We start from the raw sequence: 20513 nt of genomic DNA, 5'->3' as shown, positions 1-20513 counted from the left end.
ATTGGTTCAGTCCACATCCAGAATATCACGGGTGATGGCAGCTTTCTCCATGATACTTTCGTCTGGCCATGAGCGGCGGATGCACGTCTCTTATCACGGTCTCAGGCAACGGCCTACCCCTCCACTCGCCTCTGAACTTGGGCGAATTAGCAGGTCAGCATGCAAACGGAAGCAACTCAGCCGAAGCAGACGGTGAAGCTGCATTCCGCGAACGACCGCTGGCAGCGGTCGCTGCCATTGGCTGAAATGAACTTCCGCTGAGTGTCGTCTAACCGTAGCTCGCTCTACAGTACCAGGTATCCCTTCTCAACAAATTCTTCGAACAGTGTCAAAATTGGCTGCCTCTCAATCGGCATGGACCGTCTGGACTGTGCAGCAGTGTTCCAAGTGGTGCTCCGAGTGAAGGCAATAAGCCATAACTGAACAAAACGATCCAAGGGGAAGGCTAGTGGGAGAGGCACTACACGCGCCGTTTGCGCAATTGCTCGACCCAATTGATGGTCTCGACAACGTCCTGAAAGAGGTCGATTCCAGCCCGCGGCTTGAGCAGCCCCGCCTGCTATTTCTGAGAATGCACGCGGAGGAGCCTCAACTCCACGCCCTGGCGGAGTTGTTGACCGACTTGCTGGTCGACTACGCCATCCCGTTGAACAAGCGACGGCAAGCAAATGCCGCCGGTAGCAGTTCGACTACCAAGGGCAATACAGTCATGCATGCTCGGCTGTACCGTGAAGCCAAACGACTACTCATCGAATATGAGCAAGCCAACCAAGGAAGATACGGTGAACTCGGCGAGTTGCTGTCGTACGCGCTAGCCGTGCACCACCTCGGCGCGGCGCAAATCGGGTCCAAGATGGCCCTCAAGACCTCCCAAGGGATGCCAATCCATGGTGTTGACGGTCTCCATGTGAAACCCAATAGTGATGGCACGGTTACATTCTTCGTGCTCGAGTCCAAAGTGATGCCAGATGCCACCGATGCGTCGAGAGACATGGTCGCCTCGATCTCCGAGTACCGGGCCGACCGATCCAAGAAACTGAATGAACTTAGGCTCGTGACAGATTTGTCGAATCTCGACTCTCTCACCGGCGAGCAGCGCGACGCAGCCAAGTCATTCTTCAATGCCTACGAGGGTACCGGCCAACACCTTAAGCGGAGGGATGTTCACGTCGGAAGCTTGGTTTTCAGTGAAACGGCATATATGGACCGGCTGCCGGTGGACCATTCCAAACCCATCACGATCCATGAAGAGCACCTTGAGGCGCTATGCAAGATGAAACATTCCCGCTTCAAAGCCAACCTTAGTCGGCAGGCCGCCGCAAAGAATCTTGACCTCGGGAACTGCATTGTTTTCTTGGTCGCGGTGCCCGACGTCAACGAGCTAAAGAGCATTTTTGCGGGGCTTAACAAATGACAAGCTTCGCGTCAGAACTCGCCCGCGATATTCGTAACGAGCCAGCTTTCAGGGCAGACTTGGCCTCGCTGCGCGCCGTGGGCATTCGCTCAACGTTACTGTCTGACGGCCTTGAGGTCATAAAGTCCGTGGGGCCGGTCGTTAAGGGGCCAGGCCTCAGCCGCGAGGCCCTTGTCAGGCTTCTGAACTCGGCGAGCGTATTCGCGCAGGCGACCGATGAGGAGAGCCACGATCTTTCACAGCAGATCGCGGTCTTTGCTTCGCTCGCATCCGAAGACGGAGACATTCGGGATGCCGCCGTTCACATCCTTTCTAGCCTAGGGAATTTCCCTGGACTGGCAAAGCTTCCGGGCACCGGGTCAGACTCATTGGGCCTTCAGGCTCGCATACGAAATGCGCTTCTTCGGGAGTTGAATTCGGTTGACATGGCGGGGAAGCGGGTCGCCTTGACCGAGTTCCAGCTAGAAGTCTGGGAGAGCTTGCGATCAAAGGACGCGACCGCGATTTCCGCGCCTACGTCAGCTGGCAAGTCCTACGTCGTAATGGAGTACCTCTGTGAGCACGCCATCGCGGCCGACAACTTCGTCGCGCTGTACATCGCACCTACGCGCGCTCTACTCGCCGAGATCCAGGGGAAACTGGAGAGGCGCCTTGCGTCAATCGGCAAACAGCTCCGAGTTACAACTGTGCCCGTTCTCGATCCTGAGCAACGGCCAAAGCAGATTTACGTGCTTACACAGGAGCGGGCTCAACTGCTCCTCTCAGCCGTTGATGTTAGCGGTCTGATTGACCTCGTGATCGTCGATGAAGCGCAGGCCATCGGTGATGAAAGTCGAGGCATGATCCTCCAAGACGCTGTCGAAAAGGTTCGCGCAGGAAATCCGAGCGCGCGCTTCCTTTTCCTGGCTCCAGGCGCCAGCGGATTTGAACTCGTTGGAGATAGCGTAGGGCTTTCGAATCTTCAGGTGAAGCAAACAGGTTTGTCACCAGTCGTCCAGAATCGCATCAGCGTCCGTTTCCCCGTTGAAAACGAACACCTAGTGGAACTTGACTTGGTCACCGCGGAGCGACTGGAGCGTATTGGCTCGTACACGTTTGAGCGAGGTTTTGCGCTCCGCGAAGATGCGAAACTCGCCGCAGTCGCCGAAGAGTTTGGCGCGTCCGGCCGTTCGCTGGTGTATGCCACGGGACCGAGGAACGCCGAGGAACTGACGTCCTTGATCGCCTTGAATCGCGAGGAGAAGGGATCAGCGTCCCTCAGAGAGTTAGCCAAGTTCATCGAACAGCATGTCCATAAGCAGTATTCCCTCGCGCGCTTCGTGCGTCGCGGCGTTGCCTTCCACTACGGCAATATGCCAAGCCTTCTTCGTGAGGGTATAGAAACCAGCTTTCGCGATGGAGAGATTGACTACCTTTGTTGCACAACCACCCTCTTTCAGGGTGTCAACTTGCCCGCGCGGAACGTTTTCATCGACACCCCGACTCGTGGGAACAAGGGAGAGCCCCTCGATGAAGCTGCACTGTGGAACTTTGCGGGTCGTGCCGGGCGCCTTGGTGAGGAAGTCGTGGGCAATGTCTTCTTGGTGAACTATGAAAACTGGGAAACCAAGCCGTTGACCATGCGTAGACCCTTCCAGATGAAGGTCGCGTTCAAAGATGCCATCGAAGAAGGCTTCGAAGATGTTGTTGGCGTGCTTGAGATCGCCAGTCAGCCCAAGCCGGACGAGAACCGAGAACGTGCTAATGAACGCATCACGGCTGCGGCGGGGTTGGTTCTTTTCCGCGCCGCGCAAGGCAACCTTGATGCTCTGCTAAACAGGGCAAGCCTGAAACTCACGCAACCTCAGCGCGCAATGCTCTCGTCAAGCGCAGAATTGGCGCTTTCGCAATTAGGTCTCCCTCCTGCTGTCTTAACAAGCAGTTGGATGGTTGACCCCGTGGCGCTGGCTAGCTTGTTGCATAGGCAGCGAGAGCTGATCCGCAAAGGGGACTTTGACAAACTGCTGCCCGTTAATCCATCAACTAACTCATACACGGTCTACAACAGCATTTTTCGTCGTATGTACAAGCAACTCGGAGGGATGAAACTCAGTGGCGAGGGCGCCAGCAAAGCGCGAGGATATGTCAGCCATGTAACCGTCACCGCTCTGAAATGGATGCGTGGAGAGCCGCTCACGCAGCTCGTTCATGAGGCAGTTAGGTTCAGGCTCTCGGTTGCCAAGAAGGCAACGAAGTCCAAGCCTGAGCAAGACGTTGTCGACGCGGCCATCCGCGACATGTTCACGCTGATCGAGCAAACCATTCGGTTCAAGCTCGTTCAATGGGCAAAGGCATATGTTGATCTGCTGAGATTTGCACTCGCGGACGAAGGACAAGCTGACATGATTCCCTTGGTCTACGACTTCTCACTCGCCTTGGAGCTCGGAGTGTCAACGACAACGGGCCGATCCCTTGTGGAGTTCGGCTTGTCGCGTATCACGGCCTCGGCTCTTGCGGGCTTGATTACCGATTCATCACTGACACCGGAGAAGGTGAAAGCGTGGGTTCGCGCACAGCCCGAGGAAATGCTGTCACAGCTTTCACCGCTCATCATTGCAGAGCTTCGGTCAAAGGGCCTGCTCCCTTCAGCGGCTGACGACAAGGCAGTTCCTACCACAGAATAAAAATGGACCGAGGACGCCACCTGTCGAATCTTCGCAAGGCTGAACGGTAGGTAACCCAAGCATTGCAGCCCGATTGAGGGCGACCGGCCAACGGCGGCATTGGCCGACGAGGAGCCACCATCCGTCCAAATCTGGGGTTTGACACTGCTGCCGAACGGAGGAGCTGATCTGGGAGCCTGACGATCCATCGCGCCTATGCTCAGGGCCTCGACACGGACGCCTTGCAGTTGGCGATCAGGGGGTGGCCACAGGCACCCCTCCCATGCGTAGGTGACCTCGGTTCATAAACCTGCACCCTGCCCGTGCTGGTCCCGGGTGCAAGATCGACATGAACTGCAGCCATACGCCCGTCCCGCACGACCGTCCCTGTTCTCGAGTCATCTGACCGCGCCAAGCGGCGGGCACCGACTTATTGATAGCCAGCTTGTCCCCAGTCGCTGGGGAAAGGGATGTGGGAGATCCTGTGGATAAGCGATGGCAGCCCAAGTGGCAAGCCAGATCTACATGCTTGCCTATTCCTGAGGCAGTTACCCTGTAGATGGAGGGCAGGGATTGCAGAAGGCCGGTCGGGCCGGAAGGCTTGGCCCTCCTGTGCGACAATCCGCCACGAAATTCCTCACGTCTCCTGATTGAATCGTCATGACCACCCGCCAAGCCCCCGAAATCTTCCAGATCCCGCTCGACGACCTCGACCCGGCGGGCCTGCCGCCGCGCGGCACGCCCGAGTTCGAGCAGGCGGTGGTCGGGCGCTACGCGCTCGATTACGCGGCGCGCGGCTGGCAGGCCGTGGTGGCGGTCGATGACGCGTTCGTGCGCGTCGTCGCGGTCCCCGAGCGCGGGGTCGAGCCGAAGGCCTACGTGCTCGGGCTGCTGCAAAACGGCTTCCTGGAGGATGCGCTGCCGGTGCTCAAGGCGCTCGACGGCATGCTCGACGACGCCGAGCTCGCCTACAGCCACGGGCTGTGTTTGTCCGAACTGGGGCGACCGGCAGAGGCGGTCGCCCCGCTGCAGCGGGCGGTCGAACTCGACCCCACGCACGCGAACGCGTTCATCGCGCTCGGGGTAGCGTTCGCTCGGACCGGGCGCGCCGACGAGGCGGCCAACGCGCTGCGCGACGCGGTCAAGCTCGAGCCCGAGAACGCCTTCGCCAAGCGCAACCTGGCGGCGGTGCTGATGCGGTCCGGCCGGGCGGCCGAGGCGCTGCCGTTCTTCCGCCAGGCGGCCAGCTTGGCGCCGGCCGATCCGGGGGCGCAGCTCGGGCTCGCGCAGTGCCTGGAAGAGCTCGGGCCGTCGCACGTGAAGGAGGCGGCCGAGCAGTACAAGGCGGTGGTGAAGCGCTTCCCCGATCACCAGGCGGGCGAAATGGCCGAGGAGGCGCTCACGCGCATCGGTCACGACGAGCTGCGCGCGGCGGTCGACGGCGGCCTGCGCATGGACGCGGTGATGTACATGCAGGCGGCGCTGGATCGCTTCGCCAAGCTCGACCAGGCGACGGTCGGGCAGATCGTGATGGAGATCGCGCTGCTCGGCCGCAACGGGCTCGAGATCAACAAGCCGGCGGTGCGCTACACGCTGCAGAACCTCGAAGGCGAGTTCTCCGGCCTGGCGCTGCTGGCGTACATGCACGTGGGGTTTCGGATGTTCGATGCCAAGGGCGACGCCGGGACCGGGCTCGATCGCGAGTACGAGGCGGCGGTGAAGATGCGCCGCGAGCGCTGAACCCGGCGAGGACCCCGACATGAGCCAGCTCCCCGAACGCTACCGGGCGGCGGTCGCGCCGCTGATCGACAAGGCGCGCGAACTCCTCGAGCAGGGCGAGGAGCTCGTGCCGATGGCCTTCGTCGGCAACTTCACCACCGGCGCCACGATCCCCACGGCGCTCGTCATGCGCTCGCCGGCCGACAAGGACGCAGCGGCGCGCACGGTGAAGATGCTCGCCGAGCAGCTCGACGCCGACTTCGTCTTCGTGCTGATGGAGGCCTACAGCCTGCGCGCCGACAAGGTCGCTCGCTACGAGGAGATCCTCGAGGAGTACGGCTCGCTGGCCGACTGCCCGGCGAGCTGGCGGATCGACGTGGTGAGCCTGTCGCTCGAGACCCGCCACGGCGTGTGGGTCGCCCAGGTGCCGGTCAAGCCGAAGGGGATCAGCAAGAAGAAGCGCACGATCGGGGCGCCGGAGTTCCGGCATTACACCGAGGTGCAGGGGCGGTTCACGGATCTGCTGCCGGTGAAGGAAGGCGAGGGCGGGCCTTCCGGCACCCTGCACTGAAGGAGCCGGGGAGGGTGCGCGCATGTGCGGTCGTTACGCCCTCTACGGTCCGGTCTCGCGCCTGCGCGAGGCCTTCGACGCGGTGCCCGAAGGCTTCGAGTTCGAGCCGCGCTGGAACGCGGCGCCGATGCAGTGGCTGCCCGTGGTGCGGCAGCGGCCGAACGGTGAGCGGGTGATTCACCGCCTGCGCTGGGGCCTCGTGCCGTCGTGGGCGAAGGACGAGACGATCGCCACCAGGTTGATCAACGCGCGCGGCGAGTCGGTGGCAGAGAAGCCCTCGTTCCGGGCGGCGTTCCGCCGCCGGCGCTGCATCGTGCCGGCGAACGGCTTTTACGAGTGGCAGCAGCTCAGTGACCAGCAGGGCGGCGGCAAGCAGCCGTTCTACATCCATCCGGTCGGGGGCGAGTTCTTCGCGCTGGCGGGGCTGTGGGAGCGCTGGACGCGTCCGGCCGACGGCGAGGAGCTCGACACGTTCACGATCGTCACCACTGAGGCCAACGCGGCGATGCGGCCGCTGCACGATCGGATGCCGGTGATCTTGGCGCCTGGGGATTACTGGGCGTGGTTGAACGGGGCGACGCCGGTCGAGCGCGTGCAGGCGCTGGTGCGGCCGTGTCCCGAGGCGGAGCTCGCGGTGCATCCAGTTGGGAAAGCGGTCGGCAACGTTCGCAACGAGGGGGCGAACCTGATCCAGCCGCTCTGAGCCTTGTCACTCACCTCGGCGCACGACACGATCGTAGCCATTCGTCGTCCGAGGATGCGCGAGCCGCTTGCTCAGAAGCAAGCCCTCCAAGAACAGTCCTCCTGGAGAACTCGCCTGGATTGCGTGACGCTCAGCTCACTGGCTGATCCAGTCGGCTTGTTGGTTTTACATCCAAGAGCAAGGCCTATAAAGTCTACACAATGTAAAGACAAGGCGTGTGGGGCGCAAACCGATGGCTCGACGCAAGACCGAGGCAATCAATCTCAGGATGTCTTCCGAGATTAAGGAGTTGCTACGCCTCGCTGCAGACCGCGAGCATCGCACGCTCAGCAACATGATTGAGTATCTGCTTATCGACTACTGCGAGCGTCATGCCATCTCGCCCCCCGCTCAAACCGAAGAGAAGCCGGCCTCCAGCCGTCGCAAGCCCGTCAAGACCCCGTGACTTCAAGCGAATCCCTCATCAAGCTGGGCTACCGACTTGGTCGCAGCGGTACGCATGCCGCCCGCACCATGATGTTCGACGAGCTGATGCTCCTTTTTGAACACACCACGTCGGAAACGACGCGAGACGGCTACCGTGACGAGGTGGTGGGTCTCAACGTTCTAGGCAAGCCGACACAGAAATCGCGTCTGCTCACGTTCGGCCACCTCGTCGAACTCTACGGCTTGGACCCTGCCATTCCGGTGTTCCGCATCTTTCGCAAGCTCTGGGCGCTTGATGAGGCTGCCAGGCCGTTGCTCGCCCTGACGCTTGCAATGGTGCGCGACCCGGTTCTTCGGCTCTCGGAGGCCTTTGTGCTCGCCAAGGGCGAAGGCGACGCCGTGCAGCGCGAAGAGGTCGAGGAACTCATTGCCGCAAACGAACCGGACCGCTTCAGTCCGGCGTCGCTCAAATCCATCGCCCAAAACATCAACGGAAGCTGGACCCAGGCGGGGTTCTTGGTGGGGCGTAGGCGAAAGGTTCGCGCCGCGCCAAAAGTCACGCCGAGCAACATCACCTATGCATTATTCTTGGGGCATCTTGAGGGGCACTCAGGGCAACGGCTGTTCTCATCCCATTGGATGACGCTGTTATGTAGCTCGCCTGACGAGCTAGAAGCCTTGGCAAACTCTGCCTCGCATCGGGGCCAAATCGTTTTTCTGAATGCCGGCGGCGTCAAAGAAGTCCGTTTCCCGGGCTTTCTAACTCCGGATGAGGAGCAATGGCTGCATGAGTAGCAAAGTCGCGAAGCTGGTCGGTGCCTACCGGGAACACATCTCGGTGCCGTGGGCGGGAGGCTTGGCGGCCATTCAGCGCGTCATCTTCGCCGTGTACGACAAGACCGACGAACTGCGGCTGCGGGCGCACATCGACGAGTTTCGCCTAGCCACGCTGGAGGCAGGTCATCAGTGGCTGCTTGTGGACGTCACCAACGCCTTTCCCGAATGGATGGCTGCTCAGGAGTATCGCGACGCCTACTTCGAGTGCCCGGAGGACCTCACCGGCTATCAGGCCGGAGAGATCGTCGAGTTCGTCCATGGCCTGGTCGAGCGCATCAAGACGACGATTGTCACCGAGGCCACGCCCAACACGGTGGTCGCGCTGATGGGCGTGGGTAGTCTTTTCGGCCTGGCCCGCGTCTCTTCGATTGTGGAAGGTATCAAGGACGCGGTGGATGGGCGCCTGGTCGTGTTCTTCCCCGGCGAATACCACCCCGAGAACCACGCGTACCGCTTGCTCGACGCCCGAGACGGCTGGAACTACCTCGCAGTGCCGCTGCTGGCCAAGGAAGCCTGAGCAGAGCGCAGCTGCAGAACCAACAAGAACAAGGAAACACGCAGTGCTGAACCGCGACATTTACGTCAAATCCCCCGAACAAAACCGGCTGGCCAATAATGGTGTCGCTGAAGTCTCCGAGGACCACTCTGATGCCGCGCTCGAAGTGCTGCGCTACGAACTGGAGTCCTTCGTGTGCGACGGCCAGTATGCGAAGGGCACGGAGACCATTCTCGAGACGTTCCTGCGCAACCTCGGCGCAAAGTCCGAGCAGCCTGGCGTGTGGATTTCCGGCTTCTACGGTTCAGGTAAGTCGCACCTGGCGAAAATGCTGCGTGCGCTGTGGATCGATCAGCAGCTTCCGGGCGGCGCCTCTGCGCGCGGGCTTGCCGACCTGCCGGATGGAGTTGCCGACCAGTTCAAGGAGTTGAGCACCGAGGGCAAGCGCAATGGTGGCCTGCACGCCGCGGCCGGAAAGTTGGGCGCCGGGGCAGGGGACAACGTTCGCCTGGCATTGCTCGGCATTATCTTCAAGTCCAAGGGGCTGCCGGAGCAGTTCGCACAGGCGCGCTTCGTGATGTGGCTCAAGCATGAGGGGCTGCTCGAAGCGGTTCAGTCCAACTTGAAGGCCGCGGGCCGCAGTCTCGCGCAAGAGTTGCCCCACCTGTATGTATCGAATCACCTGTCGAACGCACTGTTGCAGGCCAATCGCGGCCTTGCTGACAGTGAGGCGGCGGTCCGCCAGCTCATCAAGGCGCAATTCCCGCAAGTGGGCGACGTCACTAACGACGAGATGGTCGCCGCCATCCAGAGCGCCCTTGCGGAAGGCGGCAAGTTCCCCCTCACCCTGGTCGTATTAGACGAGGTCCAGCAATACATCGGTTCGGATGCCGAGAAAGCCTACAAGGTTCAGGAAGTCACCGAGTCCCTCTCCAAGCATTTCAACGGGCAGCTTCTGTTCGTGGGCACTGGCCAATCCGCGTTGTCGGGCATGCCCAACCTGCAGCGTCTGATGGGACGCTTCCCCGTGCAGGTCACCCTGGGCGATTGGGACGTCGAGAACGTCACCCGCAAAATCATCCTCGCCAAGAAGTCGACTGCAGTACCGGAGGTTGACCGTGTCTGGCGCGACAACCTAGGTGAAATTTCCCGCCACCTGCGTGGCACCAAGCTCGAGCACGTCACCGACGACGAGGCGTTCATCACTGCGGACTACCCCATCCTGCCCGTGCGCCGCCGCTTCTGGGAAAACGTCCTTCGCACCATCGACGCCACCGGCACCGTTGCCCAGTTGCGCAGCCAACTCCGGGTCGTCCATGAGGCTGCGCTCGAAACCGCCGAACTACCGCTTGGCCATGTCGTCTCCGGCGACTTTCTCTACGACCAGATTGCCGCCAACCTGGTCTCCACCGCCCAGCTCTCTCGCGAGATCTTCGATAGCGTGCAGCGCTTCGCTGCCGGCGATGGCCCGTCTCAGCTCAAGGCCCGACTGCTCAAGCTCATCTACCTCATCAACAAGCTGCCGCCCGAAAAGGCGATTGCAATTGGCCTCAAGCCCACCGAGGACGTCCTGGCCGACTTGCTGGTCACCGACCTCAAGAGCGGATCGTCCGAGCTTCGTAAGACCATCCCAACCTTGCTTGACGCGCTCCAGGAGAAAGACCACCTGGTGATGGCGCTCGACGGCCCCAATGGCGCCGAGTACCACCTGCAGACCCGCGAATCGAGCGCATGGTACGAAGAGTTTCGTGCGCAGGAGTCCCAGCTCAAGGCCTCCCCCCAGAACATCGAGGTCAAGCGGGCAGACTTCTTCAAAGCGCGTTTCCGCTCGGTGTTGACCAAGGTCCGTGCCGTCCAGGGCTTAGCCCCCGAGGTACGAACGCTGACCGCATGCTTCGACGAGTCGCTGCCGAAGGACAACGACAAGGCGCTTTACCTGTGGATTCAGGACGGCTGGCAGACAGATGAGAAATCGGTAATTGCCGAAGCCCGCGCGAAGAGTGCCGAGAACCCGACGCTCTTTGCCTTCATGCCGGCCCAGAGCAAAACGGACCTCGCCAACGCGATCGTCACCCTCGAGGCAGCAAAAGCCACGCTAAGCCGCAAGGGCACGCCGAACACGGAGGAGGGGCGTAACGCGCAGCGCTCGATGGAAAGCCGTCAGCGCAATGCCGAGAAGGAAATCGAGACGCTGCTCAACACCCTGTTCGCGGGTGTCCGCGTGTTTCAGGCTGGCGGGCAGGAAGTCACCCAGGGCAACGACTTGGCCGATCGCCTCAACACCGCCGTCAAGTCCTCGGTCATTCGGCTGTATCGCGAGTTCGATGTCGCCGACCAGAAGGGCTGGGACAAAGTGCTGGACGAGGCGCGCAAGGGCAACGCCGAGGCCATGCGGGCAATCGGGCACCTCCAGGAGCCAAAATCACACGCGGTTTGCCAGAAGGTTTTGAGCTTTCTAGGGGGGGGCAAGAAGGGCGCAGAGATTCGCGACAACTTCGAGTCGCCGCCCTACGGCTGGCCGCGCGACACCATCGACGGCGCGCTCTACATCCTGCTCACCACGGGCGAGCTCAAGGCGCGCGACATGGCCCACCGCCCGGTCGATGCCAAGTCGCTTGAGCGCAGCAAACTCACCCAAGCATTCTTCGAGCCTGAATCGGTCAATATCTCGCCGGTCCAGAAGATCAGGATTCGAGGTCTGTTCCAGAGCCTGGGCGTCGGCTGCCAGCCCAACGAAGAGCTGCTCAAGGCGCCAATCCTGATTGCCAAGCTCAAGGAGCTGGCGCTTTGTGCTGGTGGTCCTGCACCTCAACCCGAGCCCCCCAGGTCCGATGCCATTGTGGCGCTGGAACAGGCTTTGGGTAATGGTTTGCTCCTGGAGCTGTTCTCACGGGCAGAGGCGCTGATCGCGCTCGCCAAACAGTGGGAACAGACCGCCAAGCTCATCAAACAGCGCCTGCCGCTGTGGCACCAACTCGACGCGCTGCTGGAGCATGCCCGCGCGCTCGGCCCCTACGTCGAACTCAAGGCCGAGGTTGGAGCCATCACCGCGCAGCGTAGCCTGCTCGCCGAGCCTGACCCGGTCCGGCCGCTGCTGGAGCGCACCACCGACCTTCTGCGCCAAGCACTCAACGCCAAGCTCGACGCCTATCGCGCCGAGTATGAGCAGCAGATGGCCCAACTGGACGCTGACAGCAATTGGCAAAAGCTTGACGACGCTCAGCGTTCCGAGCTTATTCGCACACATCACATCGACGCACCCGCACGCCTCGACATCTCCACCGCCGACAAGCTCGCCGATGCCCTGGACGACTGCGACTTGCAGCGCTGGATCGAGCGCACCCAGGCGCTCACGACCCGCTTCGGGGCCGTCCGTATGGATGCGGCCAAGCTGCTCAAGCCGAATGTGGTTCAGGTGAAGCTACCGCAGCGGACCCTGAATGACGCGGGCGAGGTGAAGGCGTGGTTGATGGAGGTAGAGCGACTGCTACTCAAGGCGATTGAGAAGGGGCCTGTCGCACTATGACGGTGATGCCGTGGGATAAAGCGAAACTCTCCGAAAAGACCCTTGAGCTCAATTTCGCCAGCCAACTCAATTACGCTTGTGGTGGCAGGCTTCTGTGGTTCGGCCTCACTCAAATGCAAGAGGCAGAGCAGGGCTTTGACATCGCCACTCGTATTGGAAAGGGGCTTTTCATCGTACAGATGAAGGCTTCGACGCATGTGCTGAAATCAGGTGAGCGCCAGTTCAAGGCTCCGCATGAGCAGCTAGAGAACCTTCGCAAGCTTACAGTCAAAGGCGGAGGGGTAATACCAAAGGGCTGCATCTATTATGCATTCCCCGTCATTGGGACACCGGCCGAGCTGTCCAAGCACACGAGTGTCTTGGCCAATACTTGGTTGTGCGATGTCGCAGACATTCCGTCACTGGGAGCTCCAACCACCGCCAGAGGGAGTCTGCGGCAAGACGGAAATCATTACGTCAAGGTTTCGCCGGGAGTCGCTCCCTTGGATTCAAGCAAACCAGGGGTCGCCACTTTTCATTCGGACCCGGTAGACGTTGATGTCATCAATGGGGAGAAGCTCGTTTACGTCATTTCACGCGACGGAGCTTCGTCCGGCCTCCTGGATGCGATGACGCATAACCAGTTCCGTGATTTTTGGGACCTGTGTCAGCAGTTTCACCGCAAGGCTTTTGCGGTCGCTTTTCTGGGATAACCATGTCAGCTCTCGTCAAATCCCTGCGCACCCAACTCGAAAACACCGTCAAGTCCGCCCGCGACATCGCCGAGACCGCCGCCCGTGCCGCCCTCCAGCAACTCGCGGTGGGCGAGGGCCGGGTGCCGGACTACCTGAACGACGCCCAGCGTGCACTGCGTCGCCGCCTGCGCGCCCACGGTCGCAGCCTGGGCGATGCCAAGCATGGCGACGACACCCAGGAACTGCGCCGGCTGGTGTGGGAGGTGGCCTACGAGCATTGGCACCGCATGCTGTTCGCCCGCTTCCTCGCCGAGAACGGCTTGCTGCTGTGGGAGCCGGGCGCGGCGGTGTCGCTGCAGGACTGTCGCGAGCTGGTCGACCACCACCCCGAGATGGCGATGGGCGCGCGCAGCGAATGGGAGCTCGCCGGCAAGCTCGCCGCCCGTATGCTGCCGCAGGTGTTCAAGCCCCAGCACCCGGTGTTCGAGCTGGTGTTCGCGCCCGAGCATCAGCGCGAGCTGGAACGCCTGCTCGCCGCGCTGCCGCCCGAAGTCTTCCAGGCCAGCGACAGCCTGGGCTGGGTGTATCAGTTCTGGCAGGCGCGGCGCAAGGACGAGGTCAACGCCTCCGAGGTGAAGATTGGCGCCGATGAGCTGCCCGCCGTCACCCAGTTGTTCACCGAGCCCTACATGGTGGACTTCCTGCTGCACAACTCGCTCGGCGCCTGGTGGCTCACCCGCCACCCGGACACACCCTGCCCGGTGCCGCTCACCTACCTGCGCACGCTGGACGACGGCCTCCCCGCCCACTCGGGGGGCGGGGCTGGGGGTGGGGGCAAGACTCCCGCAGCCGGCAAGTTCGAGGGCTGGCCCGACACCCTGGCCGACTTCAAGCTGCTCGACCCCTGCTGCGGGTCGGGGCATTTTCTGGTGGCCGCCTTCCTGCTACTGGTGCCGATGCGGATGGCGGCGGAACACCTCACCGCCCGCGAGGCTGTGGATGCGGTGCTGCGTGACAACCTGCATGGTCTGGAACTGGACCCGCGCTGCGTGGAAATCGCGGTGTTCGCGTTGGCGCTTGCCGCCTGGCGCTTCCCGGACGAGGCTGGCCAGCCGCTGGGCGTGCGCGCGGACATGCCCGCGCCCAACATCGCCTGCTGCGGGCTGAAGGTGGCCGCGCGGGCGGCGGACTGGATGGCGTTGGTCCCCGACGAAGTGCCCAACGCCGCCTACCTGCGCCAGGAGCTGCGCCTGCTGCACGACAGCTTTTCGCAAGCGCCGCTGCTGGGCAGCCTGCTCGACCCGGCGCGCAGCCTGAAGAACGACCTCGCCACCACGAGCTTTGACACCTTGCGCGCGTTGCTGGAGCGGGCCCTGTCCACCGAGCGCCCGGCCACGCTGTGGGGCGAGGGCAACGAGGTGCAGGATGAGGCCTGGGACCATGCCCTGACCGCCCGCGGCCTGCTCGATGCGGCGCGGCTGCTGGATGCGCGCTACCACCTGGTGGTGACCAACGTGCCCTATCTGGCGCGCGGCAAACAGTCCGACGCGCTGAAGGCCTTCTGCGAAACCCATTACCCGGACGCCAAGAACGACCTCGCCAACGTGTTCCTTGAGCGCTGCCTGGAACTGTCGCAGCGCGGCGCGGGCGGTGTGGTGCAGATTGTGATGCCGCAGAACTGGCTGTTCCTCACCAGCTATAAGAAGCAGCGCGAAAGTCTGCTGAAGCGGGTGCAGTGGAACCTGCTGGCGCGGCTGGGGCCGGGCGCCTTCGAGACCATCAGCGGCGAGGTCGTGCAGGCCGTCCTGCTCACCCAGACCCATGCGCCGGCGGACGAGGCGTTTGCCTTGCGCGGCGTGGATGCCAGCGGGACTAAGGGGGCGGCGGAGAAGGCCGCGCTGCTGCGGGAGGGGGAAGTGGTGTCGGTGGCGCAGAAGGGGCAGTTGGGGAATCCGGATGCGAGGATTGTGCTTGAGAGCGGCAACGGTGGAGTCTTGCTCGCTAGCGTTGCATCGTCGCCGAATGGTATGCATGGGGGTGACTCACCGCGCTTCCGGATGCAGCACTGGGAGGTCGTTTTGCCGTCCGAAACCTGGGGGCTCTTTCAATCTCCAGTTGATGAGACGGTGCTGTTCGGCGGGCGCGACTCCGTTTTCTATTGGGCCTACCGGGGGGAGGTTCACCGAAATAATCCCAATGCTCGGATACAAGGTGAGTCCAGCTGGGGAAGACGAGGCGTTGTCGTGCGCGTTATGCGCGATTTGCCCTGCACAATTTACACAGGCGAAATGTTCGACATTAGCTGTTCCCCTGTTACGCCGAACGATGAGGCAAATCTGCCGGCTATCTGGTGCTTCTGTTCCTCCCCCGACTACAACGAAGCCGTCCGCCGGATAGACCAGAAGCTCAACGTCACGAACGCCACGCTGGTAAAGGTCCCCTTCGACCTCACCCACTGGCAACAAGTCGCCGCCGAACGCTACCCCAACGGCCTGCCAAAACCCTATTCCGACGACCCCACCCAATGGCTGTTCCACGGCCACCCGCAGCCCGCCACCGACCCGCTGCAGGTCGCCGTCGCCCGCCTGCTAGGCTACCGCTGGCCGGCCGAGACTGACGCGGATATGGAACTCGCCGATGAAGCCCGCCAGTGGATTGCGCACACCGACAAGCTCGCTGCCCACGCCGACGACGACGGCATCGTCTGCCTGCCCGCCGTGCGCGGTGAAAAGCCCGCCCACGAGCGCCTGCTCGCGCTGCTCATCGACGCTTGGGAAACCGTCACCCCCGGCAGCTGGAAAGCCTCCACCCTCGACCGTCTGCTGGCCGAGGCAGACTGCGCCGGCAAGAGTCTGGAAGTGTGGCTGCGCGAGAAGTTCTTCGAACAGCACGCCAAGCGCTTCCACCACCGCCCCTTCATCTGGCATGTGTGGGACGGCCTCAAGGACGGTTTCGGCGCGCTGGTCAATTACCACAAGCTCGACGCCCGCAACCTGGAGCGCCTCATCCACACCTACCTGGGCGACTGGATTCGCATCCAGGAAGCGGGCGTGGCCAGCGGCCTCGACGGCGCCCCGCAGCGGCTGGCCGCCGCGCAGGCGCTGAAGAGGAAGCTCGAAGCCATCCTTGAAGGCGAAGCGCCTTTTGATGTCTTCGTGCGCTGGAAACCGCTCGCCGAGCAGCCCATCGGCTGGAACCCCGACCTCAACGACGGCGTGCGCCTCAACATCCGCCCCTGGATGACCGCCGGCGTGCTGCGCCACAACAAAGGCCCGAAGCTCAACATCAAGTGGGACAAGGACCGCGGCAAGGACGTGGAAAGCGCGCCGTGGTTCGCGGTGTTCAGGGGCGACCGCATCAATGACTATCATCTAACGCTGGCGGAAAAGCGGGCGGCGGCAAGCAAGGAGAAGGAATAATGAATCTCAATGCATCTATCATCGATCAGCGTCTTAAGGGCGTGCAGGATGAAATCCGTGAATGGGCCAGGGATGAGCTGAAGCTGACCGATGAAGGCCGGTTGCGGTCGTTAGCATTTGTGTATCTGTGCGTGAAGACCATGCTCGACCTGGATGCACGCGAAGCATTCGATTGTGTGACCGATGGCAGTGGCGACTTTGGCGTGGATGCGATGCAGGTGACGGAGGAGGTGGACGGCGAGTTCGTCGTCACCGTTTTTCAGTCCAAGTACGCAACGAGGCTCGAGGCCGATGGCAATTTCGATGAGGGCGGCATCAAGGCGCTCATCAATGCGATCCGCCACATTTTCGATCCTCAAGCTGAACTGGGCACCATTAACGACAGGTTGCGGGTGCGGGTTGAGCAGGCGCGCGCGATGGTGCGCGACGGTTTCATCCCACGGGTGCGTGCGATTGCCTGCAACAACGGCCTGCGCTGGAACGATCAGGCTCAACGCCTGATCGAGCTGGCGGGGTTCGGCGAGCAGGTGACTTGGGAGCACGTCAATCACGATGTGCTTGTCGGCATTTTGCAGCGGCCCAAGCAGGTGGACGCGACCTTACGCCTGGTCGGGAAGGCCAATGTTGAGGACATGAACTTCAGCCGGGTGTGCGTGGGTCGCATGCCTGTGACCGAAGTGGGGGCCTTGATGAAGGCGCACGGCGAACGCCTGCTGGAGCGCAATGTGCGGCGCTATCTCGGCTTGCACGGTAACCGGGTGAACGAGGGCATCCGTGCCACCCTGCGCTCGAGCGCGCCGGAAAATTTCTACTTCTTCAACAACGGCCTCACCATCATCTGCGACCACTTCAAGTACAACGGGCTGCAGGGCGGGGATTATCAGGTGCAGGCGGAGAACCTTCAGATCGTCAACGGTGCGCAGACCTGCATGACGATCTACAAGACGCTGGACGAGATGGCAGAGCGTGGCGAATTCTTGCCGGCGCAGGCCAGCGTGCTGGTGCGGGTGTATGAACTGCCGAAAGAGAAGGAAGACATCGTTCACCAGATCACGCACGCGACCAACAGCCAGAACCCAGTCGATCTGAAGGACTTGCGTGCCAATGATGAAATTCAGCGTCAGCTCGAAGCCAGTATTGCCTCGCTGGGTTTCAATTATCGGCGCAAGCGGACGGATGGCGCGCCGAAGTCCACCGATATCACAGCGGGTGCGGCCGCCGAGGCGCTGCTTGCGGTATGGCGCGCGGCACCGCATCAAGCCAAATTCTTGACTCGGGAGCACTTCGGGAAGCTCTACGACAATGTGTTTCCGGCCGACGTGAATGGGGCGCAGGTCATTGTGGCGGTGTTGCTCTATCGCATTGCCGAAAACCATCGACGTAGGCCTAGCTCAGATGACGCACTGTTGGTGCGCTACGCCTCGTGTTTCATCGCGATGCGAATGGGGCAGCGTATTCTGAAGGCGCTAAAGCTGCCGCTGTCGGGATTGACCCATCGTGTCTTCGATGAGGCCAAGCGGTACATCGAGACGCACGGGGAGGATGATTTCGCGCGTTCGGCCGAGGACATCCAGCACGCGCTTGACGATTTGTACGGCAGTAAGGCGGTGTCCACGCTCCAGTTGTCGGCCACCTTCCGCCGTGGCGACCTAATCCAGAAGATTCTGGAGATGCCACTGTTGGGATAATTGTCGATGACACGCACGCCGTTTCTGGTGAGTTCGCAGACTGGTGATGGGTTTCTGCAGGAAGGCTGAATGAATATTCTCAAAGCCCTTGCCCAGGCCCTGAAAGAGGCAGGCAGGTTCAATAAATCGGTGCAAGCACAGCCAGAGGCGATACTCTGGACGGACGCAGAGCGCCAGTGGGTTCCGGTCGTAAAGGCCTTGCGAGCCTCGGGTCGGCCCGTTTTGATGCTTGGTGAGTATGCGCCCGAGGCGCTTCAAGGTCCGGCCATCTGGCTGAAATGTGCTTTGGCCGGCAAGCTCGATGGTGTGGCGCTGGATGGTGTGCCGGTGGTGTACCTGCCGGGCGTCTCGCGGGCCGACCTCCGCGCCATTGAGTCCTGCCCACGCCACCTTCAACCTCTCGCTGAGTTGCAGTATCGCGGTGTGTTCTGGACTCAGGTCAATGCCAAGGACTGGACGCTCAACGCTTTCCTGACGTCGAAGAATGGTGGTCTGGGATTGGACGTTACTCAAGACCAAGCGACACAGAAAGCTTTGCTACGCGCCCTGTCGTCTGGCGAGCTTATGGGCAAGGCGGTCGAGGAACTGCGAGGTCGCTTGATTGATGCGGCCTGGTTGGACAGCCTGCTGGCACCGAATCCGACGCGGGACATCCTTGTATGGATGAACGACGCCAAGGCCACCGAGTGTGCCTGGCAGGGGGGACGCTGGGAGGTGTTCGTCAGCCGTTGCCGCAAGGACTTCGGCTTCGACCCGGCCAAGGATGGCGAGCTGACCGCGGCAGAGAAGCTGGCAGCCAGGGCCGGCTCGTGGGGTGCGGTCTGGGAGTTGTACAAGGACGCCTATCCGAGCTTCCCCGCGGTCGTCGAGTTGCTCTCCAGGGTGCAGTACCGCATGGGCGACCTCTTCGCCGATACTTCGGCCTATCCCAAGGCGAACGACGAAGGTGAGTCTGACCTGCGCTACCGGCTCAATGCATTGAGCGCGATGACGGCGGTTCAGGCGCGTGCTGCGATTCTGGATGCCGAGAAGCAGCACGGCGAGCGCCGGTCTTGGCTTTGGGCTCAGATGGGGAAGGCGCCGCTTGCGCGCGCGCTCGGGCATCTCGCGTTCGTAGCGCAACACACCGAGGCGGCGGCGTTCGGGAACTCGTTGGAGGCCCAGGCGGAGCGCTATCGAGAGGAGGCTTGGCGGGTCGATGCTGAAGCGCTGCAGGCCTTGGCTCAAGCGCACACCAAAGCGGACCAGGATGCCGTAACGGTCGCACTGCGCGCGGTATATCTGCCTTGGTTGGAAGCCTCGAGTTTCGCGTTCCAGAAGGCAGTGGCCGCGTCCGGCGGGCTCAATCCTGGCGGCGTCTCGAAATTGAGTGACCCCGCGGGCACCTGCGTGGTGTTTGTTGACGGTTTGCGCTTCGACGTCGCACAGATGCTGGCGAGTCGTTTGGGGGCGCTGGGGCAGGTCGCGCTGAATTCGGGCTGGACCTCGCTGCCCTCGGTCACCGCATCGGGCAAGGCCTGGGTGTCCCCGGTTGCGAATCTGATTGCGGGCAAGGCCGACGATGCGGATTTCGAGCCCAACGTGGCCGCGACCATGAAGCCCCTGAACACGTACAACTTCCGCAAGCTGCTGGCAGACGCGGGATACGCGCCCCTGTCCGGTAGCGAGACAGGCGACCCGACGGCGAAGGCCTGGGTGGAGTGTGGCGACCTGGACCACTTCGGGCATGAGCATGGACTGCGGCTGGCCCGCGATATTGACGGCCAGTTGGCCGAGATTGTCGAACGCCTGCAGGCGCTGGCCGATGCGGGCTGGCGGCGGTTTCGCATCGTCACCGACCATGGCTGGTTGCTGGTGCCCGGCGGCATGCCCAAGGCGGAGCTGGCCAAATCGCAGGCCGAGACCCGCTGGGGGCGCTGCGCGGTGTTGAAGGACAGTGTGACTGCAACGCCGCTGACCTTTGGTTGGGACTGGTGCCCGCAGGTGCAGATTGCCTTCGCGCCGGGTATTGCGAGCTTTGTAGCCGGTGCCGAGTACGCGCACGGCGGGCTGAGCCTGCAGGAATGCCTGGTGCCCGAGCTGACGCTCGAACTGGAGGGCGGTGCGCCGGCGACCAACGTCTCCATCTCCAAACTTGCCTGGCGTGGTCTGCGCTGCAACGTCGAGGTGTTACCGCCGTTACCCGGATTGAAGGTAGATATCCGCACAAAGGCTGCAGCGGAAGAGTCCTCCATCGCCGCGGCGGTCAAGGACCTGGTTGAGGGGAAGGCTTCGCTGGCAGTGGCGGATGATTCGAACGAGGGGGCCGCGGCGGTCCTGGTGGTGCTCGACAGCCAGGGTAAGCTGCTGGCCAAGATGAATACGACTGTCGGCGAGTAAGTCGCCTGCGCTACGAACG

The 20513-nt window shown here is 62.2% G+C and carries 13 protein-coding genes; all 13 read left to right on the top strand.

What is annotated here, in order from left to right; genetic code table 11:
• Positions 1–448 precede the first annotated feature (448 nt).
• The 13 genes from BB334_RS00240 (at position 449) to pglZ (ending at position 20494) form a co-directional block, all read left to right on the top strand.
• Positions 449–1414 (top strand): HamA C-terminal domain-containing protein, encoded by a 966-nt coding sequence (locus tag BB334_RS00240; protein WP_158014326.1) that lies wholly within the window; start codon positions 449–451, stop codon positions 1412–1414.
• The gene (locus BB334_RS00235) at positions 1411–4077 is read left to right on the top strand and encodes a DEAD/DEAH box helicase (RefSeq protein WP_068803152.1); all 2667 of its coding nucleotides are present in this window, start codon (positions 1411–1413) and stop codon (positions 4075–4077) included. Before BB334_RS00240 ends, BB334_RS00235 begins: the two co-directional genes overlap by 4 nt.
• 639 nt (positions 4078–4716) lie before the next feature.
• Positions 4717–5796, top strand: coding sequence for a tetratricopeptide repeat protein (locus BB334_RS00230; protein WP_068803150.1), 1080 nt, complete (start codon positions 4717–4719; stop codon positions 5794–5796).
• A 19-nt stretch (positions 5797–5815) separates the two neighbouring features.
• On the top strand, positions 5816–6346 hold the full coding sequence (locus BB334_RS00225) for a hypothetical protein (RefSeq protein WP_068803148.1): 531 nt from the start codon (positions 5816–5818) through the stop codon (positions 6344–6346).
• Between the two features lie 22 nt (positions 6347–6368).
• A complete protein-coding gene (locus BB334_RS00220; RefSeq protein ID WP_068803145.1) occupies positions 6369–7049 on the top strand; it encodes an SOS response-associated peptidase in 681 nt (226 codons plus the stop codon).
• A 232-nt stretch (positions 7050–7281) separates the two neighbouring features.
• Complete coding sequence (locus BB334_RS00215) at positions 7282–7494, top strand: DUF1778 domain-containing protein (protein WP_068803144.1); 213 nt, start codon at positions 7282–7284, stop codon at positions 7492–7494.
• Complete coding sequence (locus BB334_RS00210) at positions 7491–8270, top strand: hypothetical protein (protein ID WP_068803142.1); 780 nt, start codon at positions 7491–7493, stop codon at positions 8268–8270. The genes BB334_RS00215 and BB334_RS00210 overlap by 4 nt, the downstream gene beginning before the upstream one ends.
• Complete coding sequence (locus BB334_RS00205) at positions 8263–8829, top strand: BREX protein BrxB domain-containing protein (protein WP_068803139.1); 567 nt, start codon at positions 8263–8265, stop codon at positions 8827–8829. Before BB334_RS00210 ends, BB334_RS00205 begins: the two co-directional genes overlap by 8 nt.
• A gap of 43 nt (positions 8830–8872) precedes the next feature.
• Positions 8873–12334 (top strand): BREX system P-loop protein BrxC, encoded by a 3462-nt coding sequence (gene brxC, locus BB334_RS00200; RefSeq protein WP_068803137.1) that lies wholly within the window; start codon positions 8873–8875, stop codon positions 12332–12334.
• Positions 12331–13026 carry a hypothetical protein gene (locus BB334_RS00195; protein ID WP_068803135.1) on the top strand — a complete coding sequence of 232 codons (696 nt, stop codon included), beginning with the start codon at positions 12331–12333 and terminating at the stop codon, positions 13024–13026. The genes brxC and BB334_RS00195 overlap by 4 nt, the downstream gene beginning before the upstream one ends.
• Complete coding sequence (locus tag BB334_RS00190) at positions 12978–16427, top strand: Eco57I restriction-modification methylase domain-containing protein (RefSeq protein ID WP_198531149.1); 3450 nt, start codon at positions 12978–12980, stop codon at positions 16425–16427. The genes BB334_RS00195 and BB334_RS00190 overlap by 49 nt, the downstream gene beginning before the upstream one ends.
• Positions 16427–18115 carry an AIPR family protein gene (locus BB334_RS00185; protein WP_043743624.1) on the top strand — a complete coding sequence of 563 codons (1689 nt, stop codon included), beginning with the start codon at positions 16427–16429 and terminating at the stop codon, positions 18113–18115. Before BB334_RS00190 ends, BB334_RS00185 begins: the two co-directional genes overlap by 1 nt.
• 69 nt (positions 18116–18184) lie before the next feature.
• Positions 18185–20494, top strand: a complete 2310-nt coding sequence (pglZ, locus tag BB334_RS00180; RefSeq protein ID WP_068803132.1) for a BREX-1 system phosphatase PglZ type B — start codon at positions 18185–18187, stop codon at positions 20492–20494.
• Positions 20495–20513 lie beyond the last annotated feature (19 nt).

The organism is Thauera phenolivorans (genome assembly GCF_001696715.1).
In the GTDB taxonomy this organism is placed as follows: Bacteria; Pseudomonadota; Gammaproteobacteria; order Burkholderiales; family Rhodocyclaceae; genus Thauera; species Thauera phenolivorans.
This window is presented reverse-complemented; position numbering and strand designations above follow the sequence as displayed.